This is a genomic window from Comamonas sp. GB3 AK4-5 (assembly GCF_041320665.1).
Lineage (GTDB): Bacteria > Pseudomonadota > Gammaproteobacteria > Burkholderiales > Burkholderiaceae_C > Comamonas.
This window is the reverse complement of the sequence record NZ_CP166730.1, coordinates 2,395,825-2,414,602: the sequence shown is the minus strand read 5'-3', so window position 1 is coordinate 2,414,602 and position 18,778 is coordinate 2,395,825. Positions and strand designations below refer to the sequence as shown.

General features: G+C 62.6%; 12 protein-coding genes. 9 read left to right on the top strand and 3 right to left on the bottom strand.

Features of this window, described 5'->3' with window-relative positions; translation table 11 throughout:
* Positions 1-332: 332 nt before the first annotated feature.
* Entirely contained in the window at positions 333-3,197 is a 2,865-nt protein-coding gene (locus ACA027_RS10950) for an autotransporter outer membrane beta-barrel domain-containing protein (RefSeq protein WP_370682401.1), read from the bottom strand.
* Between the two features lie 484 nt (positions 3,198-3,681).
* On the opposite strand from ACA027_RS10950, the gene ACA027_RS10945 reads away from it, so the two are divergent.
* From ACA027_RS10945 to ACA027_RS10910, 8 genes are all read left to right on the top strand, one after another.
* Entirely contained in the window at positions 3,682-3,870 is a 189-nt protein-coding gene (locus tag ACA027_RS10945; protein WP_370682400.1) for a hypothetical protein, read from the top strand.
* Between the two features lie 60 nt (positions 3,871-3,930).
* Positions 3,931-4,356, top strand: coding sequence for a PaaI family thioesterase (locus ACA027_RS10940; protein WP_370682399.1), 426 nt, complete (start codon positions 3,931-3,933; stop codon positions 4,354-4,356).
* Positions 4,357-4,420: 64 nt separating this feature from the next.
* Entirely contained in the window at positions 4,421-5,137 is a 717-nt protein-coding gene (locus tag ACA027_RS10935; protein WP_370682398.1) for a TetR/AcrR family transcriptional regulator, read from the top strand.
* Positions 5,134-6,306, top strand: coding sequence for an efflux RND transporter periplasmic adaptor subunit (locus ACA027_RS10930; RefSeq protein WP_370682397.1), 1,173 nt, complete (start codon positions 5,134-5,136; stop codon positions 6,304-6,306). Before ACA027_RS10935 ends, ACA027_RS10930 begins: the two co-directional genes overlap by 4 nt.
* Before the next feature lie 21 nt (positions 6,307-6,327).
* Entirely contained in the window at positions 6,328-9,513 is a 3,186-nt protein-coding gene (locus ACA027_RS10925; protein WP_370682396.1) for an efflux RND transporter permease subunit, read from the top strand.
* Positions 9,514-9,561: 48 nt separating this feature from the next.
* Positions 9,562-10,251, top strand: coding sequence for a protein-L-isoaspartate O-methyltransferase (locus tag ACA027_RS10920; protein ID WP_370682395.1), 690 nt, complete (start codon positions 9,562-9,564; stop codon positions 10,249-10,251).
* A gap of 15 nt (positions 10,252-10,266) precedes the next feature.
* The gene (locus ACA027_RS10915; protein ID WP_370682394.1) at positions 10,267-10,608 is read left to right on the top strand and encodes a rhodanese-like domain-containing protein; all 342 of its coding nucleotides are present in this window, start codon (positions 10,267-10,269) and stop codon (positions 10,606-10,608) included.
* A 92-nt stretch (positions 10,609-10,700) separates the two neighbouring features.
* Positions 10,701-12,044 carry a TolC family outer membrane protein gene (locus ACA027_RS10910; protein WP_370682393.1) on the top strand — a complete coding sequence of 448 codons (1,344 nt, stop codon included), beginning with the start codon at positions 10,701-10,703 and terminating at the stop codon, positions 12,042-12,044.
* Between the two features lie 460 nt (positions 12,045-12,504).
* On the opposite strand, the gene ACA027_RS10905 is transcribed toward ACA027_RS10910, so the two are convergent.
* Positions 12,505-13,800, bottom strand: coding sequence for a 3-deoxy-D-manno-octulosonic acid transferase (locus tag ACA027_RS10905; RefSeq protein ID WP_370682392.1), 1,296 nt, complete (start codon positions 13,798-13,800; stop codon positions 12,505-12,507).
* Positions 13,801-13,830: 30 nt separating this feature from the next.
* Positions 13,831-15,219, bottom strand: a complete 1,389-nt coding sequence (locus ACA027_RS10900) for a phosphomannomutase/phosphoglucomutase (protein WP_370682391.1) — start codon at positions 15,217-15,219, stop codon at positions 13,831-13,833.
* Between the two features lie 323 nt (positions 15,220-15,542).
* On the opposite strand from ACA027_RS10900, the gene ACA027_RS10895 reads away from it, so the two are divergent.
* Positions 15,543-18,659: an EAL domain-containing protein gene (locus ACA027_RS10895; protein WP_370682390.1), complete on the top strand. Its 3,117-nt coding sequence runs from the start codon at positions 15,543-15,545 to the stop codon at positions 18,657-18,659.
* Positions 18,660-18,778 lie beyond the last annotated feature (119 nt).

Here is an 18,778-nt window from a genome sequence, read left to right as displayed (position 1 = left end):
ACACAGCTGCTTCGTGGTCTGACTTGCCGCAGCATGTTTGAGCAGAGCGGCTACGCCGCGCCGCGAGTTCTGCGGCACCGCCCTGGGATCGAGCACTGAGCTTGCCCGAAGCGCAGCGCAGGGACATGGGCAGCAGGGGCGGTTTCTTTTGCTTCCGTTTTCTTGAGCGTTCAAGAAAATGAAGTCGCCTGCCGGGGCGAGTCCCGGCCTCAGAACGTCATATCCACGCAGCAGCGCAATTCGCAGTGAAACTTCATCTGAGACATGTAGCTCATCAGGCGTTTTGATGGGCAGGTTGCGCAGCCTGCCCATCAAAACCATACCGGCCGTGATTAGAAAATGTATTTCATGCCGGCCGTGATTTTGGTTTCCTTATAGCCCTGCTGCCCCATTTGATAGGCAATATTCCCCCAGCCATGCCATTGCCTTGACCATTTCCCTTCCAGACCCACTTTCACCTCGCCGGTATTTCTATCGCCGCGCATGCTGCTGCGGTCGCCATCAAAGGCCACACCAAAGCTTTGGCTGTTGTGAATCCAATTCACCTCCACAAAAGATTTGAATGTCTGCTCTTTATCTCGCTCTGTTTCTGCATTTTTATCCCGATAGGCACGCAGACCCAAGCGCGTTTGCAAATTGGCCTTGCTGGCAAAGTCCACCTGAATTTTCATGCCTTGCTGCTGCTCGATGAAATTATCGGAACGCACATTCATCCAGGTCAGCTGCGCTTTGGGCTGCAAAAAATATCGGGCATCGCGCTGCTTGTTCTCCCCCAAATTCCAGGTGTAACCAGCCTCTACCGAGGCCGTCAGGCCTTTGGATTTGTAGTGCATTGTCTGCAGCCCTTGTCCCTCCACGCTGTTATCAAACCAGCCGTAGTTCAGCCAACCATCCCAATAAACACCTGTTTTTTCTACCGCATTGGCAAAATAAGTCCCATACAGGCCTACGCTATAGCCATCGATAGTACCCTGAGAGCGGTATGTGCTTTTGACGCTGCTGCTGCTGGTATTTTGCCGGGCATATCCGGCCATCAAGCCCAGATGCCATCGCTCCACACCGTCCTGGCTCCACTGAAGCACATCCCCGCCCAGCTGGGTCATAAACCTATTGCTGGAAGCGCCCACCTGCTCGCTGCTATCCCGATTGCGGGCATGGGCTCCCACTTGGCGCAACCATAGGCTGCTGACCTTGGTCTTTCCTGTTTCCGGATCCACATACTGCGCCTCACCCAATCTATCGTGCAGACGCATCTGGAACAGGGAATTTGCAGCCCAATGGTTGTTGATATAGGTGAGAGGCTCGGGCCGAACAATGGGGACCTTGGGTTCATTCAGCTCCGACCGCAGGTACCAGTTTCCGTCTTGCTGATCAGGACTGTGCTGGCGCAAGAAATAATCGTACTGACCGGCGACCACACGGCCATCGAGTGTGAATTTGGCATCCGACTTTCCCAAGATTTCTATGACCTTGATACCTGTCTTTGTCTGAGCTCCGCCGCCACCCACTTGGTTGATCTTGACATGGGTTTCGCCCACCTTGGCATCCCCTTTGATGGTGAGCTTGTCACTTAAAGAAGCATCCCCTTCCAACACCGTGTCCAAGACCAAAGCACCCTTTCCCGCCTGGTAGTCTCCCTCAATGACCAAATTATCTCCAGGCAGACCATTGGCCATAGAGATGACTCCATTGTTATTCACAGAACCATAGATGGTCGCCAGCGGTGTTGCCAGCTTGATGATGGAGCCTGAATCAATATGAATTTGGTGTGATCCCACTTCATTGGCTGCAAATATCTGCTGGGCAATGCTCATCTCTGCGCCATTGACCAGATAGATATCATTCCAGTTCAGGAAATTGATGCCAGGCAACACGCTTCCTGCGCCAGAGGTATGGGCAGTCAGGTTTTTCACCCCATCCAAAGTCAGTTGATCATGGTCTGCAATATCTTTGGGGCTGCTGTTTCGGTGACCATTGGCACTCTGAAGACCGCTGATATCCACGCCCTGGTGAATGATCACATGGTCACTACCCGCACCCATGATGATCTCCCCGGCCATGGAGCCCGAGAGCAGCTCCACCCTGTCATCTCCAGCACTCAGGTCTATATTCCCCAGGATATGACCGCCCTCTAGCTTGATATCGGTCTGCCCATGCCCATCGCTCACAATTGCCTGGCCGTTTCGCACGTCCAATACACCCTTGATGAGAATATGGCTGAGTGAAGCACCATCGTGGTGAATATCAATACCTGCAGCATCTACCTGGTCATTGTATAGATAGGCTTTTTCACCGATATTGACAAATGTGTTTGTATGCTGTCTCAGCTGTTCATCCACAATGCTTCTATCTTCCCCCAAGCTGATAAAACCATTGGATTTCCCTCTGATATTGATATCAAACAATGAATAGCGATTGCTTTTGATGACTGTCTTTCCGGTGGATATCAAGGCCGCATCATCGTTGATAGCGACCTCTCTGCCCATATAGCCCGATGAGTTGATTTCCAGCTCATCAAAGGTTGTAGAGGTCGTACCATGCAGCATCATGGTATTGGAGAAAATCGCATCGTTGTTAATCGTGGTTTTCTGCCAAAAATTCAATTTTGCATCGCTATTGGATTGGCTTGTTCCAGCAACAATCGCAGAGCCCATCATGGAAATTCTACCCAAATCAAAGGTGGTATTGCCTTTCACTTCCACACTGCCATGTTGCGAAAAAATAAAGGCATTGCCTATATTCCCAGAAAATCGCAGGTCTTTCTCAACCACCATCGATCCCGTGTCGATCATGGACAAGCCATAATTTTGCCGTGCAATGGTGCTGCTCAAATTGATATCCAGACTGCCATCAAAATGAAGGCTTCCGCCATTTTCTATGGAAATAGCGCGTGACTGGTTGCCGGTGTGATTGACAAGCTGAACATTTGCTGCTGAAAAATTCAGCGTACTCCCCTGCCCTGTCACCCTGATCAATGACGATGTGTGAGACCCATTCAAAGCGTTTTCCACATGATCAATACCTGTGGTATCCACTCCATACCCGCTAATGGAGTTCACCGCATTATTAGGGCCGTTGTACTGTATATCGTAAGCTGCATGGCCATATGGCATCGAACCAAGCCTCAGGAGTAAAAAGGCACAAAAAGACTTGCAAACAAAAGCAGTCGCATTTTTTTTCTCACTGGAATACCACATCTTCAACCCTCGCTGTCTTTATAGATAAACGTCTCAAAAATCCAGATTTCATGCTGGCAGCAGAACTCCACCGAGAAAAATCGGCTGACAGCATCACTGTTCGCCAGCATCGCTTTCGGGAAAGCAGCAGCACCCCGATCAGCACCTGATCAGGGAGTAAAAACATACTTGGGAGATATCACAGCATGCCGAGCTTTGCGGCCGTGATAGAAAGCCGAGAAGCCGGGTGGCCGGCCTACTCGAAAGTAGCCACTCATTGCGATGAAAGCAATGCTGGCAAATGACAGAACATATTCCCACCCATAATCCACCAATATGCCGTATATGGAGTGCACTTTATTCTTATAAAAACCAGATGAGCAAAACATTACTCTGGTTAAAAACTTTTTGAAACAGATTTTTTCTGGTAATTTTGTAGTCAAATTCCGACAAACGGCACCCCATCAAATCAGGGTCTCACCATGTTGATGATTCGCAACAAATAATGAAATTTAAAAAAAATAATCTCCAAAAATTAGAGATAAAGGAGTTTCGCATGGTATGCCGCGCAAAAATTGCAGCCCAGCGTGATAAAGGCACACTGTTTTTTGCACCGAAGAATATGATCCGGCGTCTTTTCGGTATGGGCTTTGTAGAAGAAGCCCCAAGGACCGTGACCGCAGGTAAGAAGTGAAGGCCTGATGAAGCGGGTGCATTACCATGCCTCACTCCACCACGACAAGGCTGCCGCTTGATGGACCCCGTCGCTTTTTTCTGGAGAATGCAGCGCGGCGAATTGCCATTGCCGCCGGCCTTTCTCACCCTGGGTGGAAGCATCGTCACCGTCGATGCCAAGCACGGCACGGTGGAAACCGTCTTCCATGGCAAGCCTGAATTTGCCAACCCTGCGGGCCATATCCAGGGCGGTTTTCTGTCCGCTATGCTGGACGACACCATGGGCTCGGCCCTGGCGGCCCAGCTCATCGCGGGCCAGTTCGCCCCTACCTTGTCGCAGGTGACCCAGTTTCTGCGCCCGGCCCAACCTGGGTCCATCTCCGGGCTGGGCCGTGTGCTGCGGCGCGGCAGCAAGATCTGCCACCTCGCTGGCGAGCTGAGCCAGCATGGCCGCCTCATCGCCACAGCCACGGCCGTGGTCTCCATTCACACCATGGAGCCATGAGCCGCCAAGCGTTCATGCTAGATTACTGACCAATTAGTCATTAACTACTTGATCCGCAAGCCCGATGTCTGCGCCCGCCCCCCGCCACAGCCGCCGCAAGCAGGCCCGCCCTGGCGAGCTGCTGGAAGCCGCGCTGCAGCTTTTTCTGGAAAAAGGCTATGCCGCCACCCGCGTGGAAGATGTGGCCGCGCGCGCCGGCGTCTCCAAGGGCACGCTGTTTTTGTACTTCCCCAGCAAACAGGAGCTGTTCAAGGCCGTGGTGCGCCAGAACATTTCCAGTGCCTTTGCCGATTGGCGCCTGGAGCTGCACAGCTTTCAAGGTAGCAGCGCCGCCATGCTGTGCCGGGCCATGGAGGTCTGGTGGCAGCACTCAGTGGGCGCACCCGCCGGCGGCATCTGCCGGCTGATGTGGAACGAGGCCCCGCAGTTTCCCGAGCTGGCGGCCTTCTACCGCCAGGAGGTGGACGAGCCCGGTCACGCCATGCTGGAGTTCATCTTGCAGCGCGGCATGGACGACGGTGAATTCCACCCCATGCCTCTGGCCGAGGCCCTGTACCTGGTGCTGACGCCCATGGTGTTCGTGATGCTGTGGCGCCCGGACAGCGAACTCAGCCATCCGCAAGACCGGGGCCTGGGGCCGTCCAGCTACTTCCTGTCGCAGCTGCGCAACTGCCTGCGCGGCCTGCTGGTGCATCCCCAGGCAGTGGCTACACTCGCCATGCCACAGCTGCCCGAGCGCATGCTGTCCCCCTTTCCTGCCCCCAAGGCCTCCCCCCCATGAGCCCTCGCACCCGCCGCAGAATTTTCTGGGCCCTGGTCATGCTGATGCTGCTCGGCCTGGGCGTGGGGGGCTGGCGATCCATCCAGACCAAGCGCAACCAGCAGCAAGATCTGCATACCCAGCAGACTGCCAGTGCCCCGCCGCTGCGCGCCACCGCCCAGGACTGGCTGACCCTGGTGCCACGCTCCCTGCCCTTGCAAGTGCCCATCAGCGGCACGCTCACGGCGGTGGACAGCGGCGTGGTCAAGGCCCGCGTCAGCGGCGAGCTGAAAGACTTGGCGCTGCGTGAGGGTGACAGCGTGCGCAAAGGCCAGGTAATTGCCCGCGTGGATGCCACCGAAAGCGAGGCCCGCTGGCGCCAGGCCAAACTGCAGGCCGATGCCGCCCAGGCTCAGGTAGAGATTCAGCAGCGCCAGTTCGACAACAACCGCGCCCTGGTAGCGCAGCAATTCATCTCGCCCACGGCCCTGAGCACCTCCCAAGCCAATCTGCGGGGCGCCCTGGCCAATTACGCGGCAGCCCAGGCCGCCGCCGACGCGGCCCGCAAGGTGCTGGATGACACCGTGCTGCGCAGCCCCATTGACGGACAGATTGCCCGCCGCTGGGTGCAGAACGGCGAACGCGTCAACGCCGACGCATCGGTGGTGGAAGTGGTCAACCTCGGTGCACTGGAGCTGCAGGCGCCGCTGCCCGCCCAGGACTCGCTGCAGGTGCTGCTGGGCCAAAATGCCACGCTGCAAGTGGAAGGCAATGCGCTGGCTTTTTCGGCCCAGGTCGTACGCATCAGCCCCAGTGCCCAAAGCGGCAGCCGTGCCGTACCGGTGTTTTTGCGCATGCAGCCCAACACCAGCGTGCAGCTGCGCCCCGGCATGTTTGTGCAAGGCCATATCGACACGGGCAGGGTGACGGCGCTGGCCGTCCCGCTGGACGCGGTGCGCAACGACCAACCCCAGCCCTATGTGCAACTGGTGCTCAACGGTGCCGTGCTGCACCGGCCCGTGCAACTGGGTGTGCAGGCCGTGCCGGCCGACAGCAGCAACCAGGCCCCCTGGGTGGCGGTGCAAGGCCTGGCCGAAGACAGCACCGTGCTGCTGGCCAGCATGGGACCGCTGCCAGAAGGCAGCAAGGTCGATTTTCAGCAGCCCCCGGCACCCGCGGCCGCTCGCTGAGCCACCCACCGAAAGTCCGCCATGTGGTTCACCCGTGTCAGCTTGCGCAACCCGGTGTTCGCCGCCATGGTCATGCTGGCCTTTGTGGTGCTGGGCCTTTTTTCCTACCAGCGCCTGGCGGTGGACCAGTTTCCCAATATCGACTTTCCGGTGGTGGTGGTCACCGTGGACTACCCCGGCGCCTCGCCCGAGATTGTGGAGAGCGAAGTCACCCGCAAGATCGAGGAAAACGTCAACACCATTGCCGGCATCAATGCGCTGACCTCGCGCAGCTACCAGGGCCGGGCCGTGGTCATCGTCGAATTCCAGCTGTACGTGGATGGCCGCCGTGCCGCAGAAGATGTGCGTGAGAAAGTGGCCGCCGTGCGCCCCACGCTGCGCGACGAGGTCAAGGAGCCGCGTGTGCTGCGCTTTGACCCGACCAATGCCCCGGTCTGGACCCTGGCCGTGCTGCCGCAGGCGCAAGCCGGCCAGAGCCCGCTGTCGCCGGTGCAACTGACCACCTGGGCCGACAAGGTGCTGAAGAAGCGCCTGGAAAACGTGCGCGGCGTGGGGGCCGTGAACCTGGTGGGCGCCTCCCGGCGTGAAATCAACATCTACCTGGATCCCGCCGCACTGGATGCCTACGGCATCACCCCCAACCAGGTGGAAGCGGCCGTGCGCAGCGAAAACCAGGACCTGCCGGTCGGCACCATACGCTCGTTGGAGCAGGAGCGCGTGGTGCAGATCGACGCCCGCGTGCACAACCCCCAGGACTTTGCCCGGCTCATCGTTGCCCGCAAAAACGGCAGCCCTGTGCGTCTGGGCCAGGTGGCGCGCATCCAGGATGGCGCGCAGGAGCAGGAATCACTGGCCCTGTACAACGGCCAGCGCACCCTGCTGCTGTCGGTACAAAAAGCACAGGAAGAGAACACCATTGCCGTGGTCCAGGGGCTGGACGCCGCAGTGCAGGCCTTGCAGGCCGAGCTGCCCGCAGGCATTCGTCTGGAGAAAGTGGGAGACGCCGCCCGCCCCATTCAGGTGGCCGTGAAGAACGTGACCCAGACCCTGATCGAGGGTGCGCTGCTGACCGTGCTCATCGTGTTTCTGTTCCTGAACTCCTGGCGCTCCACGGTCATCACCGGGCTGACACTACCGATTGCCTTGATCGGCACCTTTTTCTTCATGCGCGCCTTTGGCTTCACCATCAACATGGTCACGCTGATGGCGCTGTCGCTGTGCGTGGGCTTGCTGATCGACGACGCCATCGTGGTGCGCGAAAACATCGTGCGCCATGTGCAAATGGGCAAAACCCCTTTCCAGGCTGCCCTGGACGGCACCCAGGAAATCGGCCTGGCCGTGCTGGCCACCACGCTGTCCATCGTGGCCGTGTTCCTGCCCATTGGCTTTATGGAAGGCATCATCGGCAAGTTCTTCCATGAGTTCGGCATCACCATCGTTGCCGCGGTGCTGATTTCCATGTTCGTCAGCTTCACGCTGGACCCCATGCTCTCCAGCATCTGGCATGACCCCAGCATCCACAGCGCAGGCCAGGGGCCCGATCGCAGCCTGTATGGCCGCACACTGGGCCGCATCACCCATTTTTTCGAACGTCTGACCGAAGACCTGGCCCGGGGCTACCAACGCATCCTGGCCTGGTCGCTGGCCCACAAGCTGTGGACGCTGCTGCTGGCCCTGGCGGTTTTTTTGAGCGCTATTTTGATGCTGCCGCTGCTGGGCACGGAGTTCGTTCCCAAGGCGGATTTTTCGGAAACCACGGTGCAGTTCCGCACGCCCCAGGGTGCCTCGCTGGAGACCACCGAGGCCCGCGCCCGCCAGGTGGAAGCCGTGATCCGCAGCCTGCCCGAGGTGCGCTACACCGTCACCACCATCAACAGCGGCAGTGCACCCAGCAAGAGCGACGCCAGCATCTACGTCCGCCTGGTGGACCGCCTGCAGCGCACGCGCGATGTGGACCAGATGAGCATTGCCCTGCGCGAGGCCCTGCGCCAGGTGCCGGGAATTACCGTCACCCAGGTCGGCCTGCTGGACCCCGTGGGTGGGCAAAAGCAGATCGAGTTTTCCGTCATGGGGCCGGATTTGACCGAGCTGGCCCGGCTCAACCGGCAGCTGCTGCCGCAGCTGCGCCAGATTCCCGGCCTGGTGGATCTGGATTCCAGCCTCAAGGGGGACCGCCCCATGGTGGATGTGCGCGTGCAGCGCGATGCCGCATCCGACCTGGGACTGTCGGTGGGCAGCATTGCCAGCGCGCTGCGCGTGCTGGTGGCCGGCGAAACCGTGGGCAACTGGCGTGCCGACGACGATGAAACCTATGACGTGAATGTGCGCATGGCCCCCGATGCCCGCACCCAACCCGAAGACCTGCAGCGCCTGCCTCTGACGGTAACGGGCAACGACGGCACGGCGCGCATCGTGCGCCTGAACCAGGTGGCGGCGCTGCACGAATCCAGCGGCCCCAGCCAGATCAACCGCCGCTCTCTGGCGCGCGAGATCCAGTTCTCCGCCAATGCCTCGCTGCGCTCGGCGGGCGAAATCTCGGCCGACATCCGCCAACTGCTGAACACCGCCCACCTGCCCCCGGGTTATCGCTGGGAATTTGCCGGCTCCACCAAGAACATGAACGAGTCCTTTGCCTATGCGGTCTCGGCACTGGCCCTGGCCATCATCTTCATCTACATGATTTTGGGCAGCCAGTTCCAGAGCTTTTTGCAGCCGCTGGCGCTGATGACCTCGCTGCCGCTGACCCTGATCGGCGTGGTGCTGGCGCTCTTGATGTTCCATTCCGCCATGTCCATGTTCTCCATCATCGGCGTGGTGATGCTCATGGGCCTGGTGACCAAGAATGCGATTTTGCTGGTGGACTTTGCCATCCGTGCCCGCCAGCCCCATACCGGCGAAGACGGCCTGCCCCACCCCGGCCTGCCGCGCGAACAAGCCCTGCTGGCGGCCGCGCGGGTGCGGCTGCGCCCCATTTTGATGACCACGCTGGCCATGGTGTTCGGCATGGTGCCGCTGGCATTTGCCCTGTCCGAAGGCTCGGAACAGCGCGCCCCCATGGGCCAGGCCGTGATTGGCGGCGTCATCACCTCCTCGCTGCTGACGCTGGTGGTGGTGCCCGTCATGTACTGCTATATGGATGACCTGGCCCGTTGGCTGGGACGCAGCTTCAACAAGGCCAAGCCGCCGCATCCTGCCCAGGAACCTTAGAATCGAAGATTTTGCGCTTACCCCCATCCCCTTGTGGAGGAGACCCCGATGACATTGCCCTATAACCGCCCAGCTGACACCACCGACGCCCACGCCACCGCACGCTTTCACATGGTGCAGCAGCAAATCCGCCCCTGGGTGGTGCAAGACGTGCGCGTGCTGGACGCGCTGGAGCAGGTTCGCCGTGAAGACTTCGTGCCGCCTGCCAACTATGAGCAGGCCTTTATGGACGTAGAGATTCCGCTGGGCGTGGGTGAGCAAATCATGCTGGCCCCCAAGGTCGATGCCCGCATGGCCAATGACCTGGCCATCCAGCCCCATGAGCGCGTGCTGGAAATCGGCACCGGCACCGGCTACAGCGCCGCCCTGCTGGGCCGTCTGGCCAAGGAAGTGCTGACGCTGGAAATCAACCCCGAGCTGGCCGAGCTGGCCCGTGAGAACCTGCAGTCCGCCGGCGCCGACAATGTCAGCGTGCGCGTGGGCGACGGCGCCAAGGACGCGCTGGCAGAAGGCCCGTTCGATGTGATCGTGCTCAGCGGCTCGGTGGAAGTGCTGCCCGAAAGCCTGCTGAACCACCTCAAGGACGGTGGCCGCCTGGGCGCCATCGTGGGCCAGGAACCCATGATGCGCTTCACCCTGGTCAAGCGCCAAGGCAACGAGCGCATCACCACCACGCCCTGGGACACCGTGGCGCCGCGCCTGTCGGGCTTTGCCCGCGCCGAACGCTTTGTGTTCTGAGCAAGGGATACCGCCATGTTCACCCGCGTCCCACCGACCCAGCTGCATGACTGGCTGGCCCGGTTTCCGGATCAGCCCCTGCCTCTGGTGATCGACGTGCGTGAACCCTGGGAGGTGCAGACCGCCAGCATCCAGCCCGCAGGCTTTGAGCTGCTGTACCTGCCCATGGGCCAGATCCCGTCCCAGCTCGCAGCGCTGGACCCGGATCGCCCCACGGCCTGCCTGTGCCACCACGGCGTGCGCAGCCTGCATGTGGCGGCCTTTCTGGTCAACCAGGGTTTTGAAGAAGTGGCCAATATCGACGGCGGCATCGACGCCTGGTCCCGGGAGCGCGACCCCTCCGTCCCGCTCTACTGAGCGTAGCTGCCGCTACGATTCTTGAGGGCAGCGGCACCATGCACCGCTGCTCTTTCACACCCGCCACCGCCTTTTTCTTCGCAAGGAGCCCCATGGTCCGCATCTTCCGGCAAACCCTCACGCCTTGGGCGGCCCTGGCGGCCATGGGACTGGTCAGTGGCGCGCTGCATGCGCAAAGCCTGGTGGAGATGACCGAGATGGCCATGGGCTATGACGCCCAGTGGCTGGCCAGCCGCGCCGCACTGGATGCTGCCCAGCACAAGGGCGCCCAGGCCCAGGCCGGCCTGCTGCCCAGCGTGGGGGCCCAGGCAGGTGCCAGCTATACCAATCTGCAGATCCACCCGCAGATTGCCGGCATCAAGGAAGGCATGGCCCAGCAATCGGCCAGTCTGAATGCCAGTCAGCCGCTGTACCGCCCCGCCAACCTCATTGGCTACCGCCAAGGCCAGCGCAATGTGGAGCTGGCCCGCGCACAGCTGGATGCGGCCACGCAAGACCTGCTGGTGCGCACCAGCCAGGCCTATTTCGATGTGCTGGCTGCCCAGGACACGCTGGCCACCGTACAGGCGCAAAAGCGCGCCGTGCAGGAACAGCTGGAATTTGCCCAGCGCAACTTCGACATCGGCGCGGCCACCATCACCGACACCCGCGAAGCCCAGGCCCGCCGCGACCTCAGCGATGCGCAAGAAATTGCCGCCACCAACGACCTGCAGGTCAAGCGTCTGGCCCTGGAACAGCTGGTGGGTAAAAGCCCGCTCAGCCCCCTGCCCCTGGCCCAGCCCGTGCAGCTGCCGCCCTTGCTGCCCGGCAATCTCGCCCTCTGGGTCGAGCAGGCCGAGCAAGAGCAGCCCCAGGTGCGCCAGGCACGCCTGGCACTGGACTTGGCCGAGCTCGAAACCCGCAAGGCCGAAACCGGCCATTTGCCCACGGTGGACCTGCAGGCCAGCTATGGCGTGCAGCGCAACCCCGACGGCACCACCACCATTCCGATCAAGAACCGCATCCACCAGGGCCAGGTGGGCGTGGCGCTGAACATCCCCCTCTTTGCCGGCTTCTCCGTGCAAAACCGCGTCAAGGAAACCCTGTCGCTGGAAGAGAAAGCCAGAGCCGATCTGGACCACGCCCGCCGCAGCTCGGCCCAGGCCGCACGCACCGCCTTCTTTGGCGTGCAATCCGGTCAAGGCCAAGTCAAGGCCCTGGAAGCGGCCGTGGCCTCCAGCCAAAGCGCGCTGGAAGCCAACCAGCTGGGCTACCAGGTGGGCGTGCGCATCAATGTGGACGTGCTCAACGCCCAAAGCCAGCTCTACCAAACCCAGCGTGACCTGGCCCAGGCCCGCTACAGCGTGCTGATGGGCCAGCTCAAACTGCGCCAGGCCGCAGGCCAGCTGCAGCTGCAAGACATCCACGGTCTGAACCAGCTGCTGACCAAGCCTTGAGCACTTCCACTGCGACACACCAACAGCGCCCTCAGGGGCGCTTTGTTTTTGTGAGCTGTCAGTGCTTATGGTGCGGACTTTTGCGACGTATAAAGCCTCATACACGCCCATGCCTGGCGTGGGCCATGCCGGTGCCCACGGGAATACTCCCCCCACAGCAGCGATCTCTTTACAGGGCAGTGCTCACAAAACAGGCGTGGACCAGACAAGAGACAGCGAGCAAGGGCCGCCCCGCAATGATGAGGTAGCTGCCTGCGCTCGCGGGAGGCACCCTCACCCCAGCCCTCTCCCGCAAGCGGGCGAGGGAGAAAAACCAGTGGCACAACGCACAAACTGGTGCGTCCCAAGCCAGGGACACCGCGCAAGGGCCTATGCCGGCCGCGCCTCCCCGCCGCGCTGGTGTCGTCCCCCTGCCCGCATCGCTTGCGATGCGAGAGCGGGGGAAGGCGCCGCAGGCGACTCAGGGGGGTGTTTCCTTCATCAGTTTCAACACCGCACTGGCCGTGGCCGCAGCCGCGCCCCGGTGCTGCGCCGCAAATTCCAGGGCCTGCTGCTGCATGACGGCACGCTGGGCAGCGTCCTGCACCAGGGCCACGGCCTGCTGCACGGCAGCAGCCATATCGGTCACGCGGCGTGCAGCGCCAACGGCGCAGGCCTGTTCGGCAGCCTCGGCAAAGTTGAAGGTGTGCGGCCCCAGCAGCACGGGGCAGCCGCAGGCGGCGGCCTCGATCAGGTTCTGTCCGCCCAGGGGCTCAAAGCTCCCGCCCAGCAAACAGGCATGGGCCAGGGCGTAATACAGCGGCATCTCGCCCATGCTGTCCCCCAGCCAGATATCGGCCTCCGCCGGCATGCCCGCCCCCCACTGGCTGCGCCGCGACACCGTCAGCCCTGCCTGTGTGAACAGCTGCTGCACCCCTTCAAAGCGCTGGGGGTGGCGCGGCACAATCAGCCACTGCACGGCTGCTTGCGGCCCGGCGACCTGCAACTGCTGCACGGCCGCCAGCCACTGCGCCTCTTCACCTTCGCGGCTGCTGGCCAGCAGCACCACGGGGCGCGGGTTGGCCGCACGCCAGGCGTGGCCCAGGGCCAGTTGTGCGGCATCGGGCTCCACATCGAACTTGAGGTTGCCCAAGACCTCGGGCTCCTCCACACCCAGCTGGTGCAGACGCTGGGCATCCGCATCGGTCTGGGCCCAGATGGCGGACAGCATCCGGTAGGCCGGCAGCGACAGCGCGCCCCAGCGCTGGGCCCCCGCCAGTGACTTGGCATTCAGCCGTGCATTGGCCAGCACCACGGGCACACCGGCCTCCTGGCAGGCGGCCAGCAAATTGGGCCAGATTTCGGTTTCCATCAACACGCCCACGGCGGGGCGGAACTGGCGCACAAAGCGGCGTGTGGCGGCCAGGGTGTCCCAGGGCAGCCAGACCTGCACATCACCGGGCTCCAAGAGTTTTTGCCCCTCGGCCCGGCCCGTGGCCGTGCCATGGGTCAGCAGCAGCTTCAGATTCGGGTGCTGCAGCCGCAGCGCCTGCAAAAGAATCGCCGCCGCCCGGGTCTCCCCCAGGGAAACAGCATGCACCCACAGCCACCGGCCCTGGTGGTCTGCCCCCAGATCCTCCGGGGTGTAGCGGCCAAAGCGCTCGGGCACGGCCTCGGCATAGCCGCTTTCTTTCTCTGCACGGCGGCGCAGCTTGCGCCGCAGCAGCGGCTGGGCCGCCCAGGTGAGCGCGGAGTAGAGGGTGCGGGCCAGGGTCACAGGCTGCGGCAGGCGTTCAGGCCATGCCCTTCAATGTGCCGAAGCGCCCAGTTGGGCATCGGGTTTCACGCGGCGCAGCAGCGCCAGCATCTCGCCTTCGATGCGGTGCAGGGCTTGCTGCGTCTGGCCTTCAAAGCGCAGCACCAGCACGGGCGTGGTGTTGCTGGCGCGGATCAGGCCAAAGCCGTCGGGCCAGTCCACACGCAGGCCGTCGATGGTGCTGATGTCGGCCGGTGCGCGGAAGCTGGCGGGCGCCAGGGCCTGCAACTCGGCAGTCAGGCGGTGGGGCTCGCCCTCTTCGCAGGCCACGTTCAGCTCGGGGGTGGAAAAACTGGTGGGCAGTGCATTCAGCACCGCGCTGGGGTCGGCATGCCGGCTCAGGATTTCCAGCAGGCGTGCGCCGGCATAGGTGCCGTCATCAAAGCCGTACCAGCGCTCCTTGAAGAAGATATGACCGCTCATCTCGCCCCCCAGAGGCGAGTTCACCTCTTTCATGCGGGCCTTGACCAGGGAGTGACCGGTCTTCCACATCAGCGGCTCGCCGCCAGCCGCGCGAATGGCGGGTGCCAGGCGCTGCGAGCATTTGACGTCGAACAAAATCGTGCCGCCGGGCACGCGCGACAGCACGTCCTGGGCAAACAGCACCATCTGGCGATCGGGGTAGATGGTCTGTCCGTCCTTGGTGACGATGCCCAGGCGGTCGCCGTCACCGTCAAAGGCCAGGCCCAGCTCGGCATCGGTGTCCTGCAAGGCCTTCACCACATCGCGCAGGTTTTCGGGCTTGCTGGGGTCGGGATGGTGGTTGGGGAAGTCGCCATCCACCTCGGAGAACAGCTCGATCACCTCACAGCCCAGGGCACGGAAGATGCCCGGAGCCGAAGCACCGGCAATGCCGTTGCCGCTGTCCACCACGATCTTCACCGGGCGGGACAGCTTCACATCACCCACGATGCGGGCGCTGTAGTCGGCCAGCACATCCACATGGCGCACGCTGCCACCGCTTTGCAGCTGCCAGCGCTCGTCCTCCATGGCGCGGCGCAGGGCCTGGATTTCCTCGCCATAAATGGCGCGGCCGGCCAGCACCATCTTGAAGCCGTTGTAGTCCTTGGGGTTGTGGCTGCCTGTGACCTGGATGCCGCTTTCGCACAGCGTGCTGGCGGCAAAGTACAGCATGGGCGTGGTGCACAGGCCGATGTCGATGACCGCAAGGCCCACGTCCACCAGGCCAGCGGCCAGCGCCGCGCTGAGCGCGGGGCCGGACAGGCGCCCGTCCCGGCCCACGGCCACGGTTTTCTGCCCCTCGGCCAGTGCGGCCATGCCAAAGGCGCGGCCCAGGGCGCGGGCGACTTCTTCGTTCAGGGTGCTAGGGACGATGCCCCGGATGTCATAGGCTTTGAAAATCGAGGCGGCGGCGTGCACGGCGGGCGTCCTTGGCGCAAAAGGTCAACAAACCACTTGACAGCCCAGGTGCTCCCGGGCGCGAAAGGTCGATTGTAGGCTGCACGCCACAACCCGCCTGCGCACTCTGCACATTTGAGTTACTTTTAGTCACACTCTAAGCCCTCATCGAGGGAAACCCAGGCTGGATCAATACCCGGCTGTCGGGCCAGCATTACAGTCCCTCGCGATACCGTCAGGCCAGGCCGACCCTATTCACGCCCGCCACCCGAGCGAGTACCTCGTACCAAGGAGAAAGGCGCTGTGCCACGCAGCGCCCCCACATGCACAGCAAGCCGCGCGCCATGAGTGAAGCACCCCGTCCTACTGCCCACTTCTTGCACCGGCGCGCCTGGTCCGCCGCCGTGTTGCTGGCATTGCTCATTCCCTGGCTGTGGAGCCTGCTGCCTCTGCCCCCCAGCCTGGGCCAGGTGCTGCGCCTGCCGGCACTGGATTGGCTGCAGCTGCCCTGGCTGACGTCGGCCACGCTGCTGGTGCTGGCCGCGCAAAGGCTGCTGCCGGCGCGAGCCCTGCGCCCTCAGGCACACGGCCAGGCTGCATCGACCCAGGACGCCTACGCCAGCGCCTACCGCATGCTGCCGGATGCCGCCGGCATCTCCCGCATTGCAGACGGCATGTTTCTGGACGTGAACCCGGCGTTTTGCCAGCTGCTGGGCCTGGCGCCAGAGGCCGTGGTGGGGCACACCAACTATGCGCTGCAGATCTACGCCACCGAGCAGGAGCGCCCACGCCTGCTCGAGCAGCTGCAGCGCCAGGGCTATGTGGACCGCATGCCCATCAACATCCAGAGCCTGGTGCACCAGCAACAGGTTCCGGGTCTTATTTCGGCTCTGCCGGTGCGCATTGCCGAGCAGGACTGCATGATCTTTGTCTTCCACGACACCAGTGAGGAACAGCGCACCCACCATGCGCTGCAGTCGGTCAACCGCCTGTTGCAGCAGGCCGGCCACCTGGCCCAGCTGGGCGTGTGGGAAGACACCAAGGACTCGGGCCTGGTGTATTGGTCCGAGGTGTGCTTTGACATCCACGGCCTGCCCCGAGATGCCCCCCTGCCGCGCGAATACATCAACACCTTTGTGGCCCCGGCCTGGCGTGGCCTGATGCGCGACAAGATCAAGCAATGCCTGCGCACCAAGACCGAGTGGAGTGCGGAGATCGAAATCATCCGTGCCGACGGCCGCCTGACCTGGATGCGCTCGCGCGGCGAAGTCATCCTCGACGAGGACGGAGAGATCACGGGACTGCGCGGCGCCATGCAGGACATTGATGCGTCCAAGCGCATCCAGGAAAGCCTGCGCCAGTCGGAAGTGCGTTTTGAACGTATTTTCGAGATGGTCCCCACGCCCATGGCCCTGGCCCAGTACCGCGACGGCCGCTTCAAGACCGTGAACCCGGCGTGGGAAGACCTGTTCGGCTTCAGCCGCTACGAATGCATGGGCCACAGCGCCATCAGCCTGGGCCTGCTCACCGCCACCGACTGGCGCCCGCTGGCACACAGCGCCACCCATGAGGCCCACCTGGTGAACCGCGAAGCACGCCTGAGCACGCGCGATGGCAGAGCGCTCACGGTGCTGTTTTCGCTGCGCCGCACCAGCTTTGGCGATGGCGATTTCTGGCTGGTATCGGTGCAGGACATCAGCGAGCGCAAGGCCGAGGAAGAACGCTTGCGCGAGAGCGAAGCCCTTATTTCGCTGACGCTGTCGGCCGCCTCGCTGGGCCGCTGGGACTGGGACCTGGCCACCGGCATGATTGCTGGCGACACCCAGTGGCAGCAGCTGAACGGCATGGAGGGAGAGGCCATTCCGGCGGCCATAGGCGGGCGCGTTGCCCGCCACTGGACCGAGCTGCTGACCACGGCCGACATCCCCTCCATCAACGCCGAGCTGCTGCGCCATGTGGAAACGCCCAGCGATGACACGCCTTTCGACGCCACCTGGCGCACCGCCCATGGCGAGCCTGCACGCTGGCTGCGCAGCATGGGCAAGGTGGTGGCACGCGACCACCATGGCCGGCCGCTGCGCATGCTGGGCGTGACCCAGGATGTCACCCCCCAGCGCGAGCAAACCCATGTGCTGGAGCAAATGGCGCATTTCGACGCCCTCACCGGCCTGGCCAACCGCGTGCACCTGACCACCCGGCTCAAGGAAAGCACCCGCATTGCCCGCCACGAGGCCGGGCAACTGGGCGTGGTCTACCTTGATCTGGACGGCTTCAAGCCGGTCAACGACCGCCTCGGCCATGACGTGGGCGACCAGTTGCTGGTGCAGGTGGCCAAGCGCCTCAAGGGCGCGCTGCGCGCCCATGATTGCGTGGCCCGCCTGGGCGGGGACGAATTCGTCATCCTGCTCAACGGGCTGGAAAGCCGCGTGCACTGCGAAATGCTGCTGGAGCGCATCATGCAGCGCCTGGCCACCCCCTACAAACTGGGCCAGGAGACGGCGCGCATCACCGCCAGCATGGGCTTTACCCTCTACCCCGAGGACGATGCCGACGAAGACACCTTGCTGCGCCACGCCGACCAGGCCATGTACCTGGCCAAACAGGCCGGCCGCAACTGCGTGCGCTCCTTCGACACCGCCAACGAGCGCCAGCTGCGCGACCAGCAGGCGCACAGCGCCCGCATCCAGCAAGGGCTGGAAGATGGTGAGTTCACCCTCTTCCTCCAGCCCAAGGTGGACATGGTGCACAACCACCTGGTGGGCGTGGAAGGCCTGGCACGCTGGCGCCATCCTGCACGCGGGGTGCTGGCACCCAGCGAGTTCATGCAGCTGGTCGAAGGCTCCCACCTGGACATTCCCTTTGGCCAATGGGCCGTGCGCCAGGGGCTGCGCACCATCGCCATGCTGCAGCGCCAGGGCATGGCGCTGTCGGTGGGGGTAAATATCTCGGCACGCCAGCTGCAGCAGCCCGGCTTTGCCCACTGGCTGATTGCCGAGCTGCAGCAGCAGCCCGAGGTGCCGCCCCAGCTGCTGGATCTGGAGATCACCGAAAGTGCGGCGCTGCAGGACATCACCCATGTGGCCGAAGAGCTGGCCCAGGTGCGCGCCATGGGTGTGACCGTGTCGCTGGACGACTTTGGCACCGGCTACTGCTCGCTGACCTATCTGCGCCAGCTGCCACTCGATACGCTCAAGATCGACCAGAGCTTTGTGCACGACATGCTGCGCGACCAGGGCAACCGCACCATCATCCAGGGCGTAACCAGCCTGGCCGCCTCCTTTGGCTATCAGGTGGTGGCCGAGGGCGTGGAGACCAGGGAGCAATGCGAGCAGCTGCGCAAAGTGGGCTGCCAGGTGGCCCAGGGCTATTTCTTTGCCCGCCCCATGCCCGCCGAAGAATTGCCGGCCTGGCATGCCCAATGGCAGGCCCAGGAAGCCGAGGCCAGCAGCAGCACGGCATAGCTTGCGGAGGCTTTCAGTCAAACCAGCCTGAAACGCTTACACAGCAAGCAAGCAAAGCTCATAAATACAGAGCATTGCAGCGCAAAAAAAGCCCCAGGTGTCAACCTGGGGCTGGGCAC